The organism is Hymenobacter ruber (assembly GCF_054783255.1).
The window spans coordinates 213,672-237,015 of record NZ_BAAGQX010000003.1 but is presented as its reverse complement, the minus strand read 5'-3'; the positions used below and the strand labels follow the sequence as shown (position 1 = coordinate 237,015).

Annotated in this window: 15 protein-coding genes; 9 read left to right on the top strand and 6 right to left on the bottom strand. The window is 61.6% G+C overall.

Going from position 1 to position 23,344, the window contains the following annotated elements:
• Positions 1–120: 120 nt before the first annotated feature.
• From ACYVM5_RS08070 to ppk1, 5 genes are all read left to right on the top strand, one after another.
• Positions 121–4,248 carry a metallophosphoesterase family protein gene (locus tag ACYVM5_RS08070; protein ID WP_460617622.1) on the top strand — a complete coding sequence of 1,376 codons (4,128 nt, stop codon included), beginning with the start codon at positions 121–123 and terminating at the stop codon, positions 4,246–4,248.
• Positions 4,249–4,446: 198 nt separating this feature from the next.
• On the top strand, positions 4,447–5,745 hold the full coding sequence (locus tag ACYVM5_RS08065) for a M43 family zinc metalloprotease (protein WP_460617621.1): 1,299 nt from the start codon (positions 4,447–4,449) through the stop codon (positions 5,743–5,745).
• A gap of 290 nt (positions 5,746–6,035) precedes the next feature.
• Positions 6,036–8,051, top strand: coding sequence for a GEVED domain-containing protein (locus tag ACYVM5_RS08060; protein WP_460617620.1), 2,016 nt, complete (start codon positions 6,036–6,038; stop codon positions 8,049–8,051).
• Between the two features lie 147 nt (positions 8,052–8,198).
• A complete protein-coding gene (locus ACYVM5_RS08055; RefSeq protein WP_460617619.1) occupies positions 8,199–8,693 on the top strand; it encodes a SixA phosphatase family protein in 495 nt (164 codons plus the stop codon).
• Between the two features lie 205 nt (positions 8,694–8,898).
• Positions 8,899–10,974, top strand: a complete 2,076-nt coding sequence (gene ppk1, locus ACYVM5_RS08050) for a polyphosphate kinase (RefSeq protein WP_460617618.1) — start codon at positions 8,899–8,901, stop codon at positions 10,972–10,974.
• 107 nt (positions 10,975–11,081) lie between these two features.
• On the opposite strand, the gene ACYVM5_RS08045 is transcribed toward ppk1, so the two are convergent.
• Together ACYVM5_RS08045 and hflX are read right to left on the bottom strand one after the other, a co-directional pair.
• Positions 11,082–12,176: a hypothetical protein gene (locus ACYVM5_RS08045; RefSeq protein WP_460617617.1), complete on the bottom strand. Its 1,095-nt coding sequence runs from the start codon at positions 12,174–12,176 to the stop codon at positions 11,082–11,084.
• A gap of 125 nt (positions 12,177–12,301) precedes the next feature.
• Positions 12,302–13,633 carry an HflX GTPase family protein gene (gene hflX / locus ACYVM5_RS08040; protein ID WP_460617616.1) on the bottom strand — a complete coding sequence of 444 codons (1,332 nt, stop codon included), beginning with the start codon at positions 13,631–13,633 and terminating at the stop codon, positions 12,302–12,304.
• 404 nt (positions 13,634–14,037) lie between these two features.
• On the opposite strand from hflX, the gene ACYVM5_RS08035 reads away from it, so the two are divergent.
• Positions 14,038–15,327, top strand: coding sequence for a kelch repeat-containing protein (locus tag ACYVM5_RS08035; RefSeq protein WP_460617615.1), 1,290 nt, complete (start codon positions 14,038–14,040; stop codon positions 15,325–15,327).
• 52 nt (positions 15,328–15,379) lie between these two features.
• Here the strand turns inward: ACYVM5_RS08035 and ACYVM5_RS08030 are convergent, their stop codons facing one another.
• On the bottom strand, positions 15,380–15,676 hold the full coding sequence (locus tag ACYVM5_RS08030; RefSeq protein WP_460617614.1) for a c-type cytochrome: 297 nt from the start codon (positions 15,674–15,676) through the stop codon (positions 15,380–15,382).
• A gap of 174 nt (positions 15,677–15,850) precedes the next feature.
• On the opposite strand from ACYVM5_RS08030, the gene ACYVM5_RS08025 reads away from it, so the two are divergent.
• Complete coding sequence (locus ACYVM5_RS08025; RefSeq protein WP_460617613.1) at positions 15,851–16,966, top strand: glycosyltransferase family 4 protein; 1,116 nt, start codon at positions 15,851–15,853, stop codon at positions 16,964–16,966.
• A gap of 194 nt (positions 16,967–17,160) precedes the next feature.
• The gene (gene rfbC / locus ACYVM5_RS08020; RefSeq protein ID WP_460617612.1) at positions 17,161–17,706 is read left to right on the top strand and encodes a dTDP-4-dehydrorhamnose 3,5-epimerase family protein; all 546 of its coding nucleotides are present in this window, start codon (positions 17,161–17,163) and stop codon (positions 17,704–17,706) included.
• A 93-nt stretch (positions 17,707–17,799) separates the two neighbouring features.
• Here the strand turns inward: rfbC and ACYVM5_RS08015 are convergent, their stop codons facing one another.
• The gene (locus tag ACYVM5_RS08015) at positions 17,800–19,098 is read right to left on the bottom strand and encodes a UDP-N-acetylmuramoyl-tripeptide--D-alanyl-D-alanine ligase (RefSeq protein ID WP_460617611.1); all 1,299 of its coding nucleotides are present in this window, start codon (positions 19,096–19,098) and stop codon (positions 17,800–17,802) included.
• Positions 19,099–19,205: 107 nt separating this feature from the next.
• Here ACYVM5_RS08015 and ACYVM5_RS08010 point away from each other — a divergent pair, with 107 nt between their 5' ends.
• Positions 19,206–21,509 (top strand): T9SS type A sorting domain-containing protein, encoded by a 2,304-nt coding sequence (locus ACYVM5_RS08010; RefSeq protein WP_460617610.1) that lies wholly within the window; start codon positions 19,206–19,208, stop codon positions 21,507–21,509.
• A gap of 74 nt (positions 21,510–21,583) precedes the next feature.
• Here the strand turns inward: ACYVM5_RS08010 and ACYVM5_RS08005 are convergent, their stop codons facing one another.
• Together ACYVM5_RS08005 and ACYVM5_RS08000 are read right to left on the bottom strand one after the other, a co-directional pair.
• Positions 21,584–22,366 carry a nitrilase family protein gene (locus ACYVM5_RS08005; RefSeq protein ID WP_460617609.1) on the bottom strand — a complete coding sequence of 261 codons (783 nt, stop codon included), beginning with the start codon at positions 22,364–22,366 and terminating at the stop codon, positions 21,584–21,586.
• Between the two features lie 173 nt (positions 22,367–22,539).
• Positions 22,540–23,295, bottom strand: coding sequence for an SDR family oxidoreductase (locus ACYVM5_RS08000; protein ID WP_460617608.1), 756 nt, complete (start codon positions 23,293–23,295; stop codon positions 22,540–22,542).
• Positions 23,296–23,344 lie beyond the last annotated feature (49 nt).

Here is a 23,344-nt window from a genome sequence, read left to right as displayed (position 1 = left end):
ACCGCCGTGCTTTGCGTAACGGGCGCTACAGCGCCGGCCCTCAGCCGGGCGGGCGCGTTATTTCTAGTATTTGCCCGGGCCCTGCGGCGTGGCCCATTCCTCGCCTCGTAAATTTATTTCATGCACCTACTTCGCCGCCTCACTTTTCTGCTTGCCTGCTCCCTGCCGTTGGTCGCCACTGCGCAACAAGCGGCGCTCAAAACCCCCAAAGAGCCTAAGGAGCCCCGCGGGACCCAACGGGAGATGCCTTCGCCCGGCGAGTCGGACCAGAACCCGCACGTCAGCCGGCCCAACTACCGCCGCGCCGGTGTGAACTGGCAGAAGAACATTCCGCCCGATTCCAGCCGTATCCGCTACCGCGTGTTCCTGATTGGCGACGTGGGCAACCCCATTCCGAAGGCCAAGGGCGGTGAACCCAGCCTGAACTACCTGCGCCAGCGCATCATGCAGGCCGGTAAAAACAGCACGACCATCTTCCTGGGCGACAACGTGTACAACTTCGGCATGCCCGAAGAAGGTGCCTACGACCGCAAAAACGCCGAGGAGCGCCTCACGGCCCAGCTCGACATCTTCCGGGGCTATACCGGCGAGAAATACATGACGCCCGGCAACCACGACTGGATTCAGGGCGCGGCCGGCGGGCTGGCCCAGGTAAACCGCGAGCAGGCCTTCGTGGAGCAGTATATGCGCAAGGATTCGACGGCCTTTGCCTACACCGGCGACTTTTTCCTGCCCCGCGACGGCTGCCCCGGCCCGTTTGAGGTGCGCGTGCAGGACGACCTGGTGCTCCTCGCCCTCAACTCGCAGTGGTTTCTGACCCCGCCCACCAACCGCCCGTTCGGCCTGAACGGGGCTTGCGGGGCCGATAACAACGACGACGTATTTGCGGCGCTGGAAGAAATTATTGCCCGCAACAAGGACAAGCACATCATGGTGTTTGCCCACCACCCGTTGTTTTCCGACGGTATTCACGGCGGCTACTTCACACTGGCCGACCATATTTTCCCGCTCAGCATCGTGCTCAAATACGCGTTTGTGCCGCTGCCAATCATTGGCTCCATTTATCCGTTTGCGCGGAAATATGGTGGCATCAGCCAGGATATTCCGCACCCGCTGTACCAGGCCTACCGCAAAGGCTTGCTCGATATTTTCGCCAAATACCCCAATGTGGTGTACGCTGCCGGGCACGAGCACAACCTGCAATACTATACCGAAGGCAGCACGCACTTCATCACCAGCGGTTCGGGCTGCAAAACCCAGCACGTGAAGCCCGGCGACGGCGGCGGAGCGCTGTTCTCGGACAAGGAGAAGGGTTTTGCCGAGGTGAATTACTATGACGACGGCCAGGTGTGGGTTGAATACTTCATTCCGGAAGGCAACGGGCAGACGGCCCGCCGCGTGTTCCGCACGCCCATGTATGCCAAAACCACGGGTACCATTGCCACCACGCCCGCCCAACCCATCTCCGAAACGGCCCTGACCACCACCAACGGCCTGCCTGGCGGCAAGAAGCTGCCCCAGACCGAGGAGGCCATCAAGGAGAAGAAGAAGGACAAGGACAAGAAGAAGGAAAAAGAGGCCGCCGCCATTGCCAAAGCCCCGATTCCGACCAAGCGCCCCGATTTCCGCGACAGCTCGGTGACGGTGGCCATCAACCCGAACTACAACAAGCACGGCGGCTTCCACAACTGGCTGCTGGGTGAGCATTACCGCAAGGAGTGGGCCACGCCCGTGAAGTTCCCCACCCTGGACCTGGCCAACGACAAGGGCGGCCTGATGCCCTACAAAACCGGCGGCGGCAAGCAAACCGCGTCGTTGAAAGTGCGCAACGAGGAGGGCCACAACTTCACCCTGCGCGGCATCGACAAAGACCCCGCCGCCGTGCTGCCCGAGCAGTTGCGCACCGGCCTGGCCAAGGCCGTGCTGCAGGACCAGATTTCGGCCCAGCACCCGTACGCCTCGTTTGTGCTGCCGCCGCTGGGCACGGCCGCCGGCATTCTGCACACCAACCCCACGCCCGTTTACATTCCGCAGGACCCCTTGCTGGGGCAGTACTACGCGCAGTTTGCCAACCTGCCGGCCGCGTTGGAAGAAGATTCCAAAGACAACCAGGACAACGTGGCCAGCCTCGGCTTCGCCAAAAACCTGGTGGGCACCGAGAAAATGTTGAGCCGCCTGCTCGACGACAACGACAACCAGGTCAACCAGAAGGCTTTCGCCCGCTCGCGCCTCTTCGATATGTGGATTGGCGACTGGGACCGCCACGAGGACCAGTGGCGCTGGAGCGAGGTGAAGGACAAGGAGGGCGACCGCACCTTCACGGCCGTGCCCGAGGACCGCGACATTGCCTTCTTTAAAGGCGATGGTGTGCTGCCCTATCTGATTTCGCGCAAGTTCGCTATCCGCAACTTCCAGAACTTCGGCTACGACTACGCCGACTTCCGCGGCCTGAACCAGACCGGCATGAGCAACGACCGGGTGTTCATGAGCGCCGTGACCCGCGAGGACTGGATTAAGGAAGCCGAGTACATGAAAACTCACCTCACCGATGAAGTGATTGAGACGGCTTTTCTGGAGAAGTGGCCCAAGCAGATTTATGACCTGCACGGCAAGGAAATCATTGCCAAGCTGAAAAGCCGCCGCGACCTGCTACCCAAGCTGGCCGGCGACTACGCCGACGTGCTGGCCGAAATAGTGGAAGTGCGCGGCTCGAAAAAGAACGAGAAGTTCACCGTGGAGCGCCTGAATAATCGCAAAACCCACGTGGTAATGCAGAAGATTAACAAGGATGGCAAGCTGACCAAAATCCTCTACGACCGCACCTTCGACGACAACGTGACCGACGAGGTGCGCCTCTACGGCATCAGCGGCAAGGACGTGTACGATGTGAAGGGCGATGTGAACCGCGGCGTGAAGCTGCGCATCATCGCGGGCACGGGCCACGACTCCATCACCACCCGCGACCACGTGGGCGGCCTGCTCCACAAAACCCAGATTTACGACGCCGACACCGGCAACGTCATCAACGCCAGCTCCGAAGCCCGCAAGCGCCTGGAGCCCGGCTACGAGGTGAGCCGCTACGACTACCCGCACCGCTTCGACCTCAAGGACTACCGCCTCGACTACGTGGGGCCGGCCCTGTACTTTGGCTATAATATTGACGATGGCATCCTGCTGGGCGGCGGCGTGACCTACCGCCACTACGGCTTCCGCCGCGAGCCGTACTCGTGGGAGCAGACCATCACGGCCAACTTCGCGCCGGCCCGCGATGCCTACAATATTCGTTATTCGGGGCATTTTACCCGCATCTTTAAGAAGACCGATTTGCACATCGCGGCTCAGTTCTACGGCCCGCAGCTGCTGTACAACTTCTTCGGCATCGGCAACAACACGGCCAATCTGGCCACCGAGGACGAAACCCGCGGCGTAGTCACCAACCGCACCGTGAACAGCGCCTACCGCGTGCGCTTCGACCGCTTCACCATCGCGCCCACCTTCGAGCGCCGGCTGTTCAGCTTCCTCAAATTCGGCATTGGGCCGCAGTACGACCAGTTCCGCATCGAGAAAGACCCCATCGGCTCGGTCATCAAAGACAGCCTGACCAACAAAAACGGCGTAACCACCTACGAAAACCGCCGTTTCGGCGTGCGCTCCTCCGATTTCCAGACCAACCAGTACCTCGGCGGCCTGGTGTACCTGAACCTCGACGCCAGCTCATCGGCCAAAAACCCCCGCATCGGCCTGCGCTGGTACAACGAGTACCAGTACAACTGGCAGCTCAACCAAGAAAGCCTGAGCTTCGGACGCTTCAGCTCGGAGGTGCGGGCCTACCTCACGCCCAATTTCCCCTTCCACCTGACGTATGCCGGCCGCATCGGCTACCAGCACAACTACGGCGACTACCGCTTCTACCAGGCCAACACGCTGGGCGGCACCACCAACCTGCGCGGCTACCGCCGCACGCGCTTCGCGGGCCGCACGGCCATCTACGCCAACTTCGAGCCGCGCCTGGAGCTGTTTTCCTTCAACGCCTACCTCTTCCCCGGCAAGTTTGGCGTGATGGGCCTGGCCGACATCGGCCGTGTGTATTCCGACAATGACACCGGCACCTACACCGGGCTCAATGCCTTCCACAGCGGTTTTGGCGGCGGTGTTTACGTCGACATCCTCAAGGCCGCCATCATTAACGCCACCTACTCGGTAGGGGAGGAGAAACTGGTGTTTGTTGGGTTCGATTTCCTGTTTTAAGCAGAAGCCCCGCCCCGCAAATTCGGTAAATAACGAAAAATGGCAGTAGAGACAGGTTTTCCTGTTTTTACTGCCATTTTTCGTTTTTATTGGGCAAATTAATAAATGATTTGATAATAAAACTGCGAAAACGTAACCTTTTTTTCATAAGTTAGTATCCCGATTCAACCATTTTTTACCTTATCGCCCAACTCTTACATGAACAAACTTTACTTCTCTGCGCTGGCCCTGCTGGGCAGCGCCGCTCCCGCCCTGGCTCAGGATGCTTTACGCCTTGCGTCAGTCACCATAAAGGAAACGACCACCCCCATCACGCACCGCGCCTGCGGCACCATGGAAGTGCTGGCCGCCCAGCTCGCCGCCGACCCCGCCCAGGCCCAGCGTATGGCCAAAATCGAAGCCCAGACTCAGCAACTGCTGGCTAACCCGGCCCTGCAACGCAGCACGGCTGGCACGGTCATCATCCCGGTGGTGGTGCACGTGCTCTACAACACGGCCGCCCAGAACATCTCCGACGCCCAGGTGCAATCGCAGATTGCCGTGCTGAACGAAGATTACCAGAAGCTGAACGCCGACTACACCAAAACGCCCGGCATCTACGCCGGCCTGGTGGCCAACGCCAACGTGCAGTTTGTGCTGGCCAAGCGCACCCCCACCGGCGCGGCCACTACCGGCATCATCCACAAATCCACCAAAACGTCGTCGTGGAGCACCAACGATGCCGTGAAAAACTCCAAGCGCGGCGGCGACGATGCCTGGGATGCCACCAAATACCTCAACCTGTGGGCTTGCAACCTGGGCCAGGGCCTGTTGGGTTACGCCCAGTTCCCCGGCGGCTCGGCCAGCACCGACGGCGTGGTGATTCTGTATTCGGCCTTCGGCAGCCGCGCCAAGTACGCGGCCGGCACCTACACCAGCAGCTACGACTTGGGCCGCACCGCCACCCACGAAGTAGGCCACTGGCTGAACCTGCGCCACATCTGGGGCGATGACTCGGGCGCCTGCACCGGCTCGGACCAGGTGGCTGATACCCCCAACCAAGGTGCCGAAAACTACGGCTGCCCGGCCTTCCCGCATGTGTCGTGCTCCAACTCGGGCGACATGAGCATGAACTACATGGACTACGTGGACGATGCCTGCATGTACATGTTCTCGACCGGCCAGAGCCAGCGCATGAACGCACTGTTTGCCGCTGGTGGGGCCCGCGTGGGCCTGCTCACCTCTCTGGGCGGCACCGCGCCACGCGCGCTGGCCACGTCTTCGCCCGCTTCGTTCTATCCTAACCCCGCCTCCGACGTGCTGACGCTGGACCTGCCTGCTGGTGCCGATGCTGCCCAGTACGCCGTGCGCGTGTTCGACTTCACCGGCCACGAAATGACCCAGGCGCGCTACGATGGCCGGGGCCAGGTACGCGTGAGCGACCTGCCCAAGGGCCTGTACTACGTCACCATCGGCACCGGAGCCGAGGTAAGCCGCCAGCGCTTCGAGAAGGAGTAGCGGTTTCTGGTTTTTACTTGCGCGCCGCCTTGCCCTTCGGGCAGGGCGGCGTTGTTTTAAGGAGGTGGTTTAGAGTCGGTGAGCGACAGAAAGCTGAGGGCGAAGCAAAAATATGTTGGGCCGTAGGATGGACAACAGCCAAATTTTCTGGGTTGAATATTAAACAATATTAAAATTGTTTAATGAATTACAAATAATGCAAGCTATGCCAGAATTATGTTGAAAATGTTGCAATATTTTCAATAGATTGCCGGTCCAAAAAACATTTTCACCACCAAACCCCCATTTGAATGAAAACAAATGTTTACGCTGCTGCGCTGGGCCTTCTAGGCCTTGCGCTCAATTCCAATTCGGCCAGTGCGCAGGCACCTGCTCCCCACCGTACCTGTGCTTCGGTTGAAGTGCTTCAGCAGCAGCTTGCTGCCGACCCCGGCCTGGCCCAGCGCATGGCCGCCATCAACAGCCAAGCACTGCAGTTTGCCAAAACCAACCAGGCCACCAACGCCACTGCCGCCGTCACGGTGACCATTCCGGTGGTGGTGCACGTGCTCTACAGCACGGCCTCCGAAAACATTTCCGATGCCCAGATTCAGTCGCAGATTGACGTGCTGAACGAGGACTACCACAAGCTGAACGCCGACTACACCAAAACCCCCAGTGCCTTTGCCGGCCAGGTGGCCGATGTAGGCATCCAGTTTGTGCTGGCCAAGCGCAACCCGAGCGGCCTCGCCACCACGGGCATCGAGCGCAAAAGCAGCACCATCACCAGCTGGGGCACGGCCGATAAAATCAAGAAGGTCAGCACCGGCGGCCTCGATGCCTGGCCCATGGGCCAGTACCTCAACCTGTGGGTGGGCACCATCGGTGGTGGCATCCTGGGCTACGCCCAGTTTCCCGGCGGCGCGGCGGCTACCGACGGCGTAGTGATTTCGCCCGTGTACTTCGGCCGCACCGGCACCGTGACCTCGCCCTACAACCTGGGCCGCACCGCCAGCCACGAAGTAGGCCACTGGCTGAACCTGAACCACATCTGGGGCGATGACTCCGGGGCCTGCACCGGCACCGACAACGTAGCCGATACTCCCAACCAGGGTGCTGAGAACTACGGCAAGCCTGTATTCCCGCACGTGTCGTGCTCGAACGGCCCGAACGGTGACATGTTTATGAACTACATGGACTACGTGGATGACAACGCCATGTTCATGTTCTCGACCGGCCAGAGCTCGCGCATGAACGCGCTGTTTGGCACCGGCGGTGCCCGTGTGGCCCTGCTCTCGTCGATGGGTGGCGTGGCTCCTTCGGGCGGTTCCTGCCCCACGCCGGCCAGCCTGGCTGCCAGCAGCCTCACCAACACCTCGGCCACGGTATCGTGGGGCGCAGCTACCGGCGCGCTGTCCTACAACCTGCAGTACCGCGTGTCGGGCGGCAGCACCTGGACCACGGTTAACCAGACGGCCACCAGCAAATCCCTCACTGGCCTCACCGCCGGCACCACCTACGAGTACCAGGTGCAAACGGTGTGCAGCGGCAGCAGCAGCGCCTACAGCGGCATTGCCACCTTCACCACCACGGGCGGCACCGTTACCTACTGCGCCAGCAAGGGCACCAGCGTTTCGTATGAGTACATCGACTACGTAGCCCTGGGCAGCATCAGCCGTACGTCGGGCGCCGATGCCGGCTACTACAACGGCACGGCCAGCAGCACTAGCCTCGCGGCCGGCTCGGCCCAGACCATCAGCTTCTCGGCCGGTTTCACGGGCTCGGCCTACTCGGAGTACGTGAAAGTGTACATCGACTACAACCAGAACGGCGTGTTCACCGATGCCGGTGAACTGGTGGTGAATGCTGCCGCCAGCACGGCCGCAACAACCCGCACGGGCTCCTTCACGGTGCCCACCACGGCCAAGAACGGCGTTACCCGCCTGCGCGTGGTGATGAGCGACAACAGCGCCACCACCAGCTGCGGCAGCTACAGCTACGGCGAAACCGAGGACTACACGGTGAACATCACCGGTGGTGCCCGCCTCGACGGCACCACGGTACGCACCAGCGGTGCCGCCGGCCTGGCCGACCAGTACACGCTGTACCCCAACCCGGCCACCAGCGTGTTGACCATTGCCCGCCCGCTGAACATGGACCCCGAGCAGGCATTCACGGTGCGTGTGTACGACGTGCGTGGCAGCGAAATCAAGGGCCTGTCCTTCGTGGATGGCCAACTGAACGTGGCCTCGCTGCGCACCGGCATCTACACGCTGAGCGTGAGCGACGGCAGCAAGACCTCACACCAGCGCTTTGTGAAAGAATAACATAGCAATAGCCTTTTCGAGCTACTGAAAACAAGAAGCCCCGGCCAGTTGGTCGGGGCTTTTTTGTGTATGGGGGTAAGCAACGGCTAAAGCGCATAACCTTTTCCTAACCTGCCGGGTAAGCAAAAGCCCGTTAGCTTCGCCCCCATGAAAACCCTCTATCTCCTTCGCCACGCCAAATCCAGCTGGAGCTTCGATGAGCTCAGCGACCAGGAGCGCCCCCTCAACGACCGCGGCCGCGACGATGCCCCTATGATGGGTCAGGCCCTGGCCAAGCGCCGCATCTGCCCCGATGTGATTGTGAGCTCGCCCGCCGTGCGCGCCATGAGTACAGCCGTGCTGGTGGCCCGCGAAATGCAGTACCCGCACGATAAAATCGTGGTCGAGTCCGGCATCTACGGAGCTGATGTGGACGATTTCCTCGCCATTCTCAAAGGTTTGCCCGATTCAGCCGCCTCGGCCCTGGTGGTGGGCCACAACCCCACCATCACCGAAACGGCGAATGCCCTTTCGCCCTCCAGCCTCAACGAGATGCCCACCGCCGCCGTGGTGTGCCTGCGCTTCGAGTGCGAGCAGTGGGCGGAAATAAGTAAGGTGAACGCCGAGTTTTATTTCTACGACTACCCGCGTAATGCGGAGTAACCAGCTGTCATTGCGAGGAGGCACGACGAAGCAATCCGTCCTGTAAATGCCAGATACTTTCTTCTGCGACAAGCCTTTTTGTGGATGCAGCCGTAAAGGGCGGAAATCCATCAAATAAGCTGGTCGCTAAAAGAAGTGTCCGGCATTGACAGGACGACGAATTGCTGCGTTTCGCTGTGCTTCACTCGCAATGACAAAACCACCCATGAAAACCCTTTCCCGCGACCTGAGCTGGCTGCGTTTCAACGCCCGCGTGCTGCAGGAAGCCCAGAGTGATGCCGTGCCGCTGCTGGAGCGCCTCAAGTTCCTGGCCATTTTCAGCAGCAACCTCGATGAGTTTTTTAAGGTGCGCGTGGCCACGCTGCGGCGGCTGACCAAGCTGAAGAAGAAAACCCGCGCCCGGCTAGGCGAAAGCCCCAAGCGGCAGCTCAAAGCAGTGCTGGCCGAAGTGGCGCGGCAGCAGGAAGAGTTCGGGGCCACGTTCCGCGAACAGCTGTTGCCCGAGCTCAACCGCCACCACATTCACCTGCTGAGCGAGGCCGAGCTCACCGACAAGCAGCGCGAATGGACGGCCCGCTACTTCGAAAAAAACGTGCGCGACCTGCTCTCCCCCGTGGCGCTTGATGACACCCTGCACCACCTCTTTCTCAAGGACCAGGCCGTCTACCTCACCTTCTTCCTGAGCCAGCCCCACGCTGCCGCCGGCAAAGCCAAAAACAAGCATGCCGACGAGCGGGTGTTGATAATGGAGCTGCCCACCAGGCGCCACGGCGGCCGCTTCGTGCGCCTGCCCGATGAGGGCGAGGAGCGGTACGTGCTGTTTCTGGACGACGTAATCCGGGTGGGGGCACCCAGCTTGTTTCCGGCGTATGCGCAGGTGGAAGTCAACGCCATCAAACTCTCACGCGATGCCGAGCTGGACATTGAAGAAGAGGTTTCGGGCGATTTGATGGAGAAAATCCGCAGCAGCCTGGCCAAGCGCGCCACCGGTTTCCCGGCCCGCATGCTCTTCGACCCGCAGATGCCCAGGGAAGTCCTGCGCGCCATCAAGCAGAAAACCGGCATCACCGACGAGGAACTGGTGGAAGGCAGCCGCTACCACAATTTTCGCGACTTCTTCGGCTTTCCCGATTTTGGCGAGGCCGATTTTCATTACCCGGCCCGGCCCGCGCTGCCGCACCCCACGCTGCCGCGCACGGGCAGCCTGCTGGCGGCCATCGCCCAGCGCGACCACCTGCTGCACCCGCCCTACCAGTCGTTCGACTACGTGACGCGCCTGCTGCGCGAAGCCGCCGCCGACCCGCGCGTGTCCGGCATCAGCATCACGCTCTACCGCGTGGCCAGCAAAAGTGCCGTGGTGAAAGCCCTGCTCAAAGCCGCCAAAAACGGCAAGCAGGTGACGGTGGTGGTGGAGCTGAAAGCCCGGTTCGATGAGGAGTCCAACCTGTTCTGGGCCGATAAGCTGAAGCGGGCCGGGGCGCACGTCGTCTTCACCCCGCCCGAGCTCAAGGTGCACAGCAAGCTCCTGCTGATAACCCGCCGCGAGCCCGACGAAACCACGCGCCGCTACGGCTATTTCAGTACCGGCAACTTCAACGAAAGCACCGCCGACCTCTACACCGACCACGGCCTGTTTACGGCCGATGAGCGGCTGACTAAGGAATCGGCCGCCGTGTTTGAGTACCTGCACGACCAAACCACCGTGCCCGAGCTGCACCAGCTGCTGGTAGCGCCCTTCGGCTTGCGCCCCGGTCTCAATTCCCTTATTGATTACGAAATCAAGCAGGCCAAAAAAGGCCACGACGCCTACATCATTCTCAAGGTAAATGCCGTGGAGGATGAGGCCATGATTGCCAAACTCTACGAAGCCAGCCACGCCGGCGTGCGCGTCGAGCTCATCGTGCGCGGCATTGGCCGGCTGGTGCCGGGCCAGCCCGGCTTCAGCGAAAACATCAGCCAGCGCGGTATTGTCGACCGGTTTCTGGAGCACAGCCGCGTCTACGTTTTCGGCCACGGCGGCGAGGAAAAAGTCTACGTGTCCTCCGCCGACTGGATGACCCGCAATCTCGACCGGCGCGTGGAGGTAGCCTTTCCGATTCTGAATGATGAGCTGCGCGCCGAAGTGCGCCAGCTGCTCGATTTCCAGCGCAACGACAATGTGAAGGCCCGCGATTTCGAGAATGCGTTTATCCCGGCCGTGGAAGGAGAGAAGCCGCTCAGGGCACAGGAAGCGACCTATGCGTGGCTAAAGGGAGTGAAACGGCGGCAGCGAAAAATGTAGCGTGGACTCTGCGAGTCCGCGAGTGAGCGTAGCGAACAGCCGTAACCGCATACTATACGCCCAATGCTCGCTACGCTCGCTCGCGGACTCGCAGAGTCCACGCTACATTACTTCCGGCTGCGCTCGGCTTTCTGCAGCAGCTTCCGAGGCGGCACGATGAACAGGTCGAGGCTGGCGTAGGGCGTGCCGCCGAGCTGGCTGTCGATGAGGCGGTCGCGGGTGTTGTTGGTGCGGTCGAAGGCGTTGAACTGGTAGTTGTAGCGGTAGCCGGCCTCGATGCCCGTCCAGAGGAAGGACAGCAGCTCCCGCTCGTAGCGCAGGCGGAATTTCAGGTCAATCTGGCGCAGCTCCAGTGAGGTGACTCTGGGGTTATTGGGCGCGGCAAAGGCGTTGCGCAGCTTCAGGTTGTAGTTGTTGCTGGCCACTTCGTAGCCGGCAAACAGCAGCGAGCTGGGCGAGAGGTTGTGTCGCACCAGCACCCGGGCCGGAAACAGCGCTTCCACGCCCCAGCGCGGGTTGAAAGAGCGGTTGTACACCAGCACGGGGTAGATGCTCTGGCGGCCCAGCGTGTAGCCCAGCTGCACCCCCAGGCCCCACGCAAAGGTGGGGCTGCGCTTCCAGCCATAGATAAATTCGGAAGTGACTTTGAGGTAGTCGCTCACGCTGAGCTCGTCGGAATTATAGTCGCCGTTGAGTTCGGTTTTGGTGCGGAACAGGTACCAGTGCACCGCGTCCACGGGCCGAATCACGGCCAGCTGCGCCCCGATGATGCTCAGGCCCTTGTTCTCAATATTGCTGTAGAGGCCGTACTGGTCGGTAGTGGCGGGTGTGCTGAACTGGAATTCCTGCCGGTCGTAGTTCAGGCCCAGAATCAGTTTGAGGTGCGGGTGGTTGAGCAGCGGCGCGTAGGCCTTGACGACGAGGTTGGCGTTTTTACTGACTTGCGTGTTGTAGTCAGTGCCCCCGCCCACGGCCGTGCTTTTCAGGCTGAAGTTGCCCGGAATCCGCTCGTATTTCACAATCAGGCCCTTGCTTGGCCCCATGCCCACCACCTGCGAGTTGGCAAACGTCTGGGCATCGGAGCGCACGCCGGCCGTATCGAGCGGCGCGGGCGGCGGGTACACGGGAATGTCCTGGGCGGCGGCCCGGCCCAAGCCCAGCAGCAGCAAACCAACCAAACGAAGAAAACGCACCTGAAGCATAGCAGAAAGGGCCGGGCCTGATAAAGCCCGGCCCTCGCCCTTACGATAATATTCATGTAACGTTCATGCCCAACTGGCCCGGCAATGATTTGATAATGCCGCCGGGCTGATTGGGGTATTTGCTACTATTCGCTGGCCCAGGTATTGGCCTGGTAGGGGTAGCGTTGCTGGTGCAGGGCCACCACGCGCTTGCCCAGCAATTCGCGCAGCTCGTCCAGATTGGTGCGGTCCTGGGCCGAGATGAACACCACCGGGTCGTGCAGCTTGGCCATGTAGGTGGCCTGCAGCTGCGCCAGCGGCGGGCGTGGGGCGGTGCCGTCGTCCTCGGCATCCAGCACTTCGCCGAATGGGTCCTGCTCGGCATCATCGGGCTTATACTGGTCTATTTTGTTGAACACCAGTAGCGTGGGCTTGTCGGCCGCACCAATTTCGCCCAGTGTATCGTTTACCACCTGAATCTGCTCCTCAAAGTTGGGGTGCGAGATATCCACGACGTGCAGCAGCAAGTCGGCTTCGCGAATCTCATCGAGCGTGCTTTTGAAACTCTCAATGAGCTTGGTGGGCAGCTTACGGATAAATCCAACTGTGTCAGAGAGCAAAAACGGCGTGTTTTCGAGCACCACTTTGCGCGTGGTCGCATCCACGGTGGCGAACAGCTTGTTTTCGGCGAAGACTTCGGCCTTGCCCAGCACGTTCATCAGCGTGCTTTTGCCCACGTTGGTGTAGCCCACCAGCGCCACCCGGATGCTGCCGCCGCGCGATTTGCGCTGCGTGTGGCTCTGTTTGTCGAGGTCTTCGAGCTTCTCTTTGAGGAAGGCAATCCGGTCGCGCACAATGCGTCGGTCAGTTTCGATTTCCGTTTCCCCCGGGCCTTTCATGCCCACGCCGCCGCGCTGCTTGTCAAGGTGAGTCCAGAGGCCGGTGAGGCGGGGCAATAGGTACTGATACTGCGCCAGCTCCACCTGCGTGCGCGAGGTGGCCGACTTGGCCCGCAGCGCGAAAATATCGAGGATGAGTAGCGAGCGGTCGACGATTTTCACCAGCAGCTCGGCCTCCAGGTTTCGCAGCTGCGACGGCGACAGGTCATCATCGAACACCACCATGCTGGTGCCTTCGTGCTGCACGTAAGCCTTAATTTCGGCCAGCTTGCCCTCGCCCACATAGGTGCGGATGTCGGGTTTTTCGAGCCGCTGCACGAAGCGCTTGGTGGCGGTAGCGCCGGCCGTTTCAATCAGAAACGCCAGCTCGTCAAGGTATTCGGTGGTTTGGGCTTCGGACTGCCGGCGCGGGGGCACCGAGACGAGCACGGCGGTTTCGTGCTCTTTGGCGGTTTCGTAGGTGCCGTTGTCAGATGCTTTCAGCAGGATGCGGCCGGCCCGGCCCTTCACGCCGTCGACGGCGCCGACGTGGCGGGTGCTGTTGCCGGGCTTGCGGCCGCCGGATTGGTTAGTTGCCATGGATAAGGGCGCGAATTCAGTAAGGGGGACAAAGGTACTGGTTGAGGAAGCGCAGGGCCGGTAAAAAGAATACGCCGCCTGCCATGGGATGGAAATAATGCCCGGCTCACCCAACTTAATTGCCGGCAAGGTTTTAAAAACCGGTCAAACTGCCTACGGCGTTTTTAGGGCAATGGACGTTTTAAGGACCCGGACGGCATTGACAATAATTGAGGCGGCGGCTTTGCTGCTATCAAAAAGTGAATTTTAGATATTCGGCTTAAGCTCGCATTACTGGCTGCAGACGAACTGCGTTTATGTAGTTACAAGGATGCTACTTGCTTCAACAAGGCGGATATGTTTTCGTGCGACGTCATTTCGTTTAATTTAGTCATAACTTCATTCAATCTTTCCAGTCAGAAAATATGAAATGTCTTTTACCGCTCGGCGCGTTTCTGCTGCTGACACTGCCGCAGGCATCTGCGCAAACCACCCCGGCCGCCGGGGGACAGGGACGCACCAGCAGCATGACGGCCTGGACTTTTGTGACCAGCACCCCCCAGGTTCACATCGGCGGCGCTATAGAAGGGTTGCCCAACGGCCGTCTCTACGTATGGGGCGGGACGAAGGACCCGAATTGCTCTCTTTGCCCGACGACAAGCAACGCCCTGGAGGTTTACGACCCCGCCGCCAACACCTGGACGACTGGAGCGCCGCTTCCGGGTGTTTCGATTTCGAGGCAGGGCCATGCAGTGGATGCCAATGGGCTGCTCTACAGCATCAGGGGCAGCAACCCTAGCCCTGTCGTTCTTAATTGGGGGATAGATTATAAATACAGTTCCGTAACCAACTCTTGGACGGCTCTGTCCTTCAACCCCGCCAATGGCATCAACGCCGCGGCCGCGGCGGCGGCCAACGGTAATATTCATTTTATGGGTGGGGGTGATGGTAACTCCGGCAACGTTTATTACAACCCTGCTGTAAATCGCTGGCTTCCAGCCGCTCAGATGACGAATGGCCGCTACGGGCACGTGACCGTGACCGATGCCAACGGTCGCATTCACGCCATTGGGGGGCGGAATGACGACGTGTACCCCGCGCAGGTGCTTACTTCGCACGAAGTGTATAGTCCCGCCGCCAACACTTGGACCGCCGCGGCGCCGCTGCCCGCGGGTGTATACATGGCCGGGGGAGTACTGGGCGCCGATGGCAACATTTACGTTATTGGTGGTAAGACGCTTATTCCGAATGCTGGGGTTACAGACGTGCGCACGGTGTACGTCTATGACCCCGCCGCCAATACGTGGAGCACCGGTGCCAGCCTGCCCGTCAGTCAAGGCGGTGAGGTGGTGGCAACCAGACTCGGTAACGACATTTACTGCTTTAAGTATGTCAGTGTATTTCGCTCCACCATCGCGTCCGGGCCCTTGGCCAACAGCACTGGCGCCCAGCAGAGCGACGCGCTACAGCTTTACCCAAATCCGGCAAGCACCGCGTCAGTGGAGGTAGTAGCCAGCGGCTTTTCAGGCGCGGAAAACACGGCCGAGGTCACTTTAGTTAACAACCTTGGCCAGCGCGTTCGGCAGTTCACGGCTGCCGTAGCCGGTCATGAACTGCGCACCGCCACGCCAGTGGCTGATTTGGCACGGGGGCTTTACACCCTGCAAGTGCACAGTGGCAGTCGCGTGTTCACGCGCAGGCTCGTGTTGCAATAGCGTTGATTGGCCTCGGAATCAGCAGCCCCACTGCCGCGGGCACGGAATAGGGCTACTTCAGCGTGAGCGAATACGCCACCACCTGCTGCACCTGCTCGGGCGTGAGCTTTTTGCCGAAGGCCGGCATTTTACCCATGCCGTTGGTAACGAGATAAGTGCGCCCGAAGGCATTGAGGTTGCTTTTGGTGAGGTCGTGCGCGCTGTTGAGGCCCAGCTTGCCGTTGGTCCCGTGGCAGCGCACGCAGTTTTTCTGGAAAATGGCCTGGCCCGGCAATACCGGCGGCGCGGCCGAAACCAGGTGCGGCAGCAGCGCCGAGAGAAACAAGAAGGTCGAAAGACGAAGATTCATAGCAGGCACAACACGCAAAGAGCCCACAAAGTACCGGAACAATAAGGGAATGCGGGTAAGAGCGTATGAAGACAGGCAGGAAACCGCCACTTACAACCTGGCAGGAATAACGCCGTAGGCCCGACCTTTGACCCCTCATTCTCTCCTGCCTTTATACCCTCTTACCCCGAAAAAGTGCGCGTCGCCATCGTCATCAATACCAGCTGGAATATTTGGAATTTCCGCGCCAGCCTTGTGCGGGCCTTGCAGGCCGCCGGCCACGAAGTGCTGGCCATTGCCCCGCCCGATGACTACTCGGCGCGCCTCGAAACCGAGCTGGGTTGCCGCTTCGTGCCCATTCTGATGGAGAACAAGGGCACCAATCCCATCAAGGATGCCGCTCTCACGCGCCGCTTCTACCGCATCTACCGGCGCGAGCGGCCCGATGTGGTGCTGCACTATACCATCAAGCCCAACATCTACGGCAGCATCGCGGCGCGCATCGCAGGCATCCCCAGCATCAACAACGTGAGCGGGCTGGGCACGGTGTTTATCATCAAAAACTTCGTGAGCAAGGTGGCCTTAGGCCTCTACCGCTTCGCGTTCCGCTTCCCGGCCAAAGTGTTTTTCCAGAACGGCGACGACCGGCAGCTCTTCCTCGATAACGGCTTGGTGAAGCGCGGCATCACCGACCTGCTGCCCGGTTCCGGCGTTGATACCACCAAGTTCCGGCCCGCCGCCGGCTTCGTGCGCCAAACCCCGTTCGTGTTCCTGATGGTGGCGCGGGTACTGTATGAAAAGGGTGTGGTCGAATATTTCGAGGCAGCCAAAATCATCCGCCAAGCCGTACCCGGCACGCGCATTCAGTTGCTGGGCGGGCTCGATGAGGCCGGCGGCGTGGGCGTGCCCCGTGCCACGTTTGAGGAGTGGCTAAAATCCGGCGACATCGAATACCTGGGCCGCTCCGATGATGTGGCCGCCCACCTGCACCGCGCCGACTGCGTAGTGCTGCCCAGCTACCGCGAAGGCACCCCAAAAACCCTGCTCGAAGCTGCCGCCGTAGGCAAGCCCATCGTGACCACCGACGTGCCCGGCTGCCGCGAAACCGTGGTGGACGGCCGCAACGGTTACCTCTGCCAGGTGCGCAGCGGCGAGGACCTGGCCGCCAAAATGCTGCAAGTGCTGCGCCTGAGCGACGCCGACCTGCAGGGCATGGGCCAGAACAGCCGCTACCTGGCCGAAACCAAATTCGACGAGCGGCTGGTGTTGGATAAATACATTGCGGCGGTGGCGGCGGTGCAGCGGAAGTAGGGTGGTCAAAATGCTGGAGAAGGGTGTCATGCAGAGCGTAGCGAAGCATCTTTACCGAGCAGGTAAACCTGTCAATTGGATTGCATTGCGCGGTAAAGGTGCTTCGCTACGCTTTGCATGACGTTCCAATATTTCCGGCCAATTCCCGCTCAGCCGCAGCAAACCATCTTATCCAATCTTCTACCTTTGTTCCAATGGAAGTAAAGACGTTCCCCCTCGCCGGCCTGATTGAGTTTACCCCCCGCGTTTTCGCCGACGACCGGGGTGTGTTCTTCGAAACCTTTTGCGAACGCCTCATGGCCGAAGCCGGGGCCAATGCACATTGGGTGCAGGACAACCAGTCGAACTCCAAAAAAGGCGTGTTGCGCGGCCTGCATTTCCAGCGTCCGCCCCATGCCCAGGCCAAACTCGTGCGCGTAGGCCAGGGCCGCGCCCTCGACGTTGCGGTTGATTTACGCAAAGACTCGCTCACCTACGGCCAGCACCAGATGGTGGCGCTGGCGGCCGAACGGGGCAATATGCTCTACATTCCGGCCGGCTTCGCCCACGGCTTCATGGCCCTCGAAGAAAACACCATTTTCCTCTACAAGTGCTCCGACTATTACGCTCCCGCCACCGAAGGCGGCCTGCGCTGGGACGATGCTGACCTGGGCATCAATTGGGGCACCGAAGTACACCCGCTTGTATCGGGCAAGGACAATGAGCTGCCGGCTTTCAAGGATTTCGTGAGCCCGTTTTAGTCATTTAACAATTATCAATTAACCTTTAACAGCCGTTCAACGGACCCGAATGGGTTAGTTGAACGGCTGTTAAAGGTTAATTGATAAATGAAATTACAGCAGCTCCACCAGCGTTTCCAGAGCCATACCGCGGCTGCCTTTCACCAGTACCTGGCGGTTGCGCACGGGGTGGGCGCGGAGCCATTCGGCGGCCTCCGCTTTGGTGGCGAAATGCTGGGCGGCGGGAGCAAGCGCCGCCGCCCGCGCCATTTCCGGGCCGATGAGCAGCACTTGCGGCAGTTGGAGCTCCGCCAGTAGCTGGCCGAGGTTGCGGTGTTCGGCGGGGCTGTCATCGCCCAGCTCAAACATATCGCCCAGCAGCACCAACTTGGTCTGGCCGGCCGCCACCGGGCGCGCCGCAAAGCTACGCAGGGCCGCGCCCATGCTGCTGGGGTTGGCGTTGTAGGCATCCAGCACCAGCTCGTTGCCGGCGGCAGTGCGCACCAGCTGCGAGCGGTTGTTCTGCGGGTTGTAGCGGGCCAGAGCAGCCGCGATTTTATCGGTCGAAATCCCGAAATACTGACCCACGGCGGCAGCGGCAGCCAGGTTCGGGAAGTTATAATCGCCGGTGAGCTGGGCTACTACTTCGGTGCCATCGCCCAGGCGCAGGGCCACGGCCGGCGCGGCCGAAAGCAGTGTGGCCGGGTAGTTATCCATCACGCGGGGGTAGGTGAGGATGGTGGGCACCTGCGCGGCCAGGCTCGGCAAACGCGCATCCAGCGTATTCACGAAGGCCGTGCCGCCGGTGCGGGTCAGGTAGTCGAACAGCTCGCCCTTGCCCAGGGCCACGCCTTCGGCCCCGCCAAAACCTTCGAGGTGGGCCTTGCCGATGTTGGTGATGAGGCCGTGGGTGGGCTCGGCCCACTCGCAGTAGGCCGCGATTTCGCCCCGGTGGTTGGCCCCCATCTCAATCACGGCAAAATCGTGCTCGCCCTGGCGCAGGCGCAACAGCGTAAGCGGCACGCCAATGTGGTTGTTGAGGTTGCCAATCGTGGCCAGGACCTTGAACTGCTGCGCCAGCACGGCCGTGAGCAGCTCCTTGGTAGTGGTTTTGCCGTTGGAGCCCGTGATGGCCAGCACCGGAATGCGGAACTGCCGGCGGTGGTGCCGGGCCAGCTGTTGCAGGGCCACCAGCGGGTCGGGGGCGTAGGTGTAGTGGATGGGGTCTGAAGCGGCCAGCAGCACGTCGTCGACCACGGCGTGGCTGGCACCGGCGGCCAGCGCCTGCGGCGCAAACTCGGCCCCGCGAAAGCTGGGGCCATTCAGGGCGAAGAACAGGGTGCCGGGCTGGGGCTGGCGCGAATCGGTGCTGACGAGGCCGCCGGCGGCCAAATAACGGTAATAGAGCAACATGCTGCGGAACTGGAAAATCAAACCGGGTGTAACTTGCTGCAAAGGTGGGCGTGATTTTTGTACCGCGCCCCGCAACTCCTTTTTCACCTTTAGCTACTTCCTTTCTGATGAATCGTTTTTACGCGTTGGTGCTGGCATCGCTGGCTTTTTCCGGGGTGGCCCGGGCCCAGTCGGGCAGCGCCGCCTTTGGGTTCGAGAGCCGGGCCACGGCCAAAGTAGTGCAGGGCACCGATACCCTGCGCAATGCCTGGGCCGGCGGCTTCAACACGCCCCAGTTCAGCACCATCGACCTGAACAACGACGGCCAGCAGGACTTGTTTGCCTTCGACCACGAAAGCAGCCGCTGCTACACTTTCCTGAGCGTGGTCGCGCCCACGGCCCCCAACGGCCACCGCTGGCAGTACGCTCCGCAGTACGAAAGTCTGTTCCCGGCTGATATCCGCGGCTGGGCGTTGCTGCGCGATTACGACTGCGACGGCCGCCCTGATTTGTTCACTTACATCAACGGCGGCGAAATCCGGGTGTTCCGCAATACCCTGGTGAATGGCCAGCCGAGCTTTGTCCTGGCCACTAACCAGATTCGCTTCGGCGGCAACTTCACGGGCACGGCCAACCTCACCATCGGCGGCTATAATATGCCGGCCATTCAGGACGTGAACGGCGACGGCAAGCTCGACATCATGACGTATGATTTCATCAGCGCCACGTTCATCGAGCAATACATTAATACCAGCCCCGGCACCTGCGGCAGCGCCCTCACCTTCACCCTCACCACCGACCACTGGGGCGATGTGCAGTCCTGCGGCGGCTGCGCTGAGTTCAAGCTCACTGGCCAGCAGTGCTTCACGGCCGGCAAGCCCACCCATACCGGCGGCCACAGCCTGCTGCTGGTGGACTTGGATGGCGACGGCGACCAGGACCTGCTCGACGGTCGCGACAACTGCCCTGAGCTGGCCCGCCTGCTCAATATGGGCACCACGGCCGTGCCCGTCATCACGCAGGCTAGCATCAGCGCCAGCTTTCCGTCGGCCGCCACGCCGGCGCGGGTGCCGGTGTTTCCGGCTGGCTACCAGTTTGATGCCAACTTCGATGGCAAGCTGGATTTGGTGGTGGCCTCCAATATGCTCAACAACGTGTCGGACCTGGTGAGCATGCGCAACAACGTGCAGCTTTTCACCAACTCGGCCACCAGCGGTGCGCCCGTCTACACCAACCAGCCGGCCGGCTTCCTGCAAAACGATATGATTGACGTGAGCGAGGCCGCCGCGCCCACTTTCGGCGACATCGACGGCGACGGCTTGCCGGATATGCTCATCGGCAACCGGGCCGACCGCGTGAACAACGTGTACCGCGCCAACCTCACCTACTACCACAACGTGGGTACCCGCGCCCGGCCGGTGTTCCAGTTCGTGACCAGCGACTACCTGGGCATGGCCGCCCTGGGCATGGAAGGCATCAAGCCCGTCCTCGTCGACCTGAACCGCGACGGCGCCATCGACCTAGCCTACGCGGCCTGGGACCGGGGCGCCAACATCATCTACTACATTCTGAATACGGCTGCGGCCGGCCGGCCCGTGGCCTTTAACGCGGCTAATGCCGTCAGTTTCAAGCCGCAGTTTGCCACCACCGGCACCGGCCTGATACCCTATACCAAGGACGATATGCCCTGCTTCACCGACGTGGACAACGACGGTTATGTCGACCTGCTCATCGGGACCAACGAGGTGCGCGAGCCGGGGATGGCCCTGCGCTACTTCCGCAACCGCGGCCGTGGCCCGCTCGATAGCGCTTTCGTGCTGGTGAACAACGACTACGGCCACATCCGCACCGCCTCCGGCGACCGGCCTGCCAACCTGAGCCCCACCGTGGCCGACTTCGACGGCGACGGCCGCCCCGACCTGCTCACGGCTGATGCCACCGGCTACCTGCGCCTGTTTTCTGACTACCGCAACCAGTCGCCCGCCCTGTTTGCCGAGCGCACCGACTTGCAGTATAACCCGCTCACCGCCCTCTATGAGCCCACCCGCCTGGGCCTGGGCGACTACTCGCACTACGGCCTGGCCGCCAACGACCTCAACGGCGACGGCGCGCCCGAACTCTTCGTGGGCACTGAAGCCGGTGGCGTGCTGAGCTACGGCACCCGCAACCGCACCGTCACGGCCACCCGCACGGAGGCTGCCCGCGCCCTGGCCCTGAGCATCTATCCCAACCCCGCCACCGCCACGGCCACCGTCGAAACCGCGCTGCCCACCCGCGTTTCGGTGCTCGACCTCACGGGCCGCGTGGTGCAGGCCGCGGATGCGGCCCAGCGCCGCCACACGCTCGCCCTCACCGGCCTGGCCGCCGGCGTGTACCTCGTGCGCGCCGAAGGAACCGACGGAGCCGCCGTGCAGCGCCTGCTGGTGCGGTAGCATGTGGGTTGGTGGGGTAATAACGCCTGTCATTGCCGCGTTCCGCGGCGCTCCACTCGCAATGACAGGCGTTATTACCCCAACAGCTCAAACGCATCCCCATCATTGAGCGCGGTGAACTTGGCGCGGAAGTCATCCAACTCGGCGCGGCTCAGCGTGTGGGTGAAAATGCCGTCCTGGTCGTGGGCTTCCACCAAATATTCGCCCTTGGCATCAAGCAGCGCCGAGTCGCCGGAATAGACGTGGCCTTTGCCGTCTTCGCCGATGCGGTTCACACCAAGGGCGCAGGCCACGTTCTCGATGGCGCGGGCGCGGAGCAGCGTCATCCAGGCGGTGCGGCGCACGGCGGGCCAGTTGGCCACGTACAGCAGCAGGTCGTAGGGCGCGGCGGGCTGGTTGCGGCTCCAGACGGGGAAGCGCAAATCGTAGCACACCAGCGGGCAGATGCGCCAGCCGCGCCAGTCCTCCACCAGGCGCTCGTGGCCGGGCGTGTAGGTGTGCTGCTCGCCGGCCAGCGTGAAAAGGTGGCGCTTGTCGTAGCAGCTCAGGCTGCCATCGGGGCGCACCCAGAGCAGGCGGTTGTAGAAATTGCCGTCTTCTTCGATGATAACGCTACCCGTGACCACGGCGTCGTGGTCGGCGGCGCGCTGGCGCATCCAGGCCACGGTTTCGCCCTGCATGGTTTCGGCCTGGGCGGCGGCATCCATGCTGAAGCCGGTGGTAAACATCTCCGGCAGCACGATGATGTCGGCGGGGATGGTCTGTTGGGCGAGGTATTGGTCGAAGGCGGCGCGGTTGGCGGCGGCATCGTGCCAGTGCAGCGCGGTTTGGATGAAGGAAACGGTGAGGTCGGCCATGAGAAGGGGAAAGGACTTTTGCGGCCCTGAAGCTACGGCGCGGCGCAGTTGCGGGCAGCGACCGCGGCTCCGCCAGCGCCAATACCGTCCCAGGCTCTGGCCGTGCCCCGCGCATCTACGCACCAAAAATTACTGTGCCCTACGCGCCGTGGCGTTTCACGCCCTCGCGCTCCTCAGAGCGTAATCATGCCACCGTCGGCGATGAGCTCGGCGCCCAGCACAAAGGAGGAATCATCGGAGGCGAAGAACAGGGCGGCTTTGGCAATTTCCTCGGCCAGGCCGTAGCGGCCGATGGGAATGTGGGCGATGATGCCCGCGTCCATCTCAGCCAGCTGCGCCGGGCTAATGCCCAGCTTGGCGGCCGTGTGCAGGGGCGTGTGCACCGGGCCGGGACTGATGGCATTGACGCGGATGCGGCGGGGCAGCAGCTCAGCCGACAGGTTTTTGGCCAGCGACAGCAGGGCGGCTTTGCTGGCCGCGTATGCGGTAGCGCCCGGCTGGCCGATGTGGGCATTCACGGAGGCATTGAGAATGATGCTGCCGCCGTCGCGGAGCAGCGGCAGCAGGGCCTGGAGCGTGAAGTAGGCCCCCTTGAAATTGGTGTTCATGGTGTCGTCGAATAGCTCCTCGGTCATTTCGGCCAGGGGCGCAAACCGGGCCAGGCCGGCATTGATGAACACGACATCGATGCCCTCAACGTGGGCCTGAACGAGGGCGGGAAGCTGGCGAATGTCGGCCAGGCTGCCGGTGTCGGATACCACGCTATAGGCATTGGGGCCTAACTCGGCCATGGCCTGGTCGAGGGCTGCCTTGCTGCGGCCGGTGATAACGACGCGGGCGCCCTCGGCCAAAAAGGCCTCCGCGGTGGCCCGGCCAATGCCGCTATTGCCACCCGTGATAACAGCGACTTTGTCTTGGAGGCGGTTCATAGGCTAGCGACTTGTGGAGCGATGCTCAGAGCTTTTGCCAAATATACAC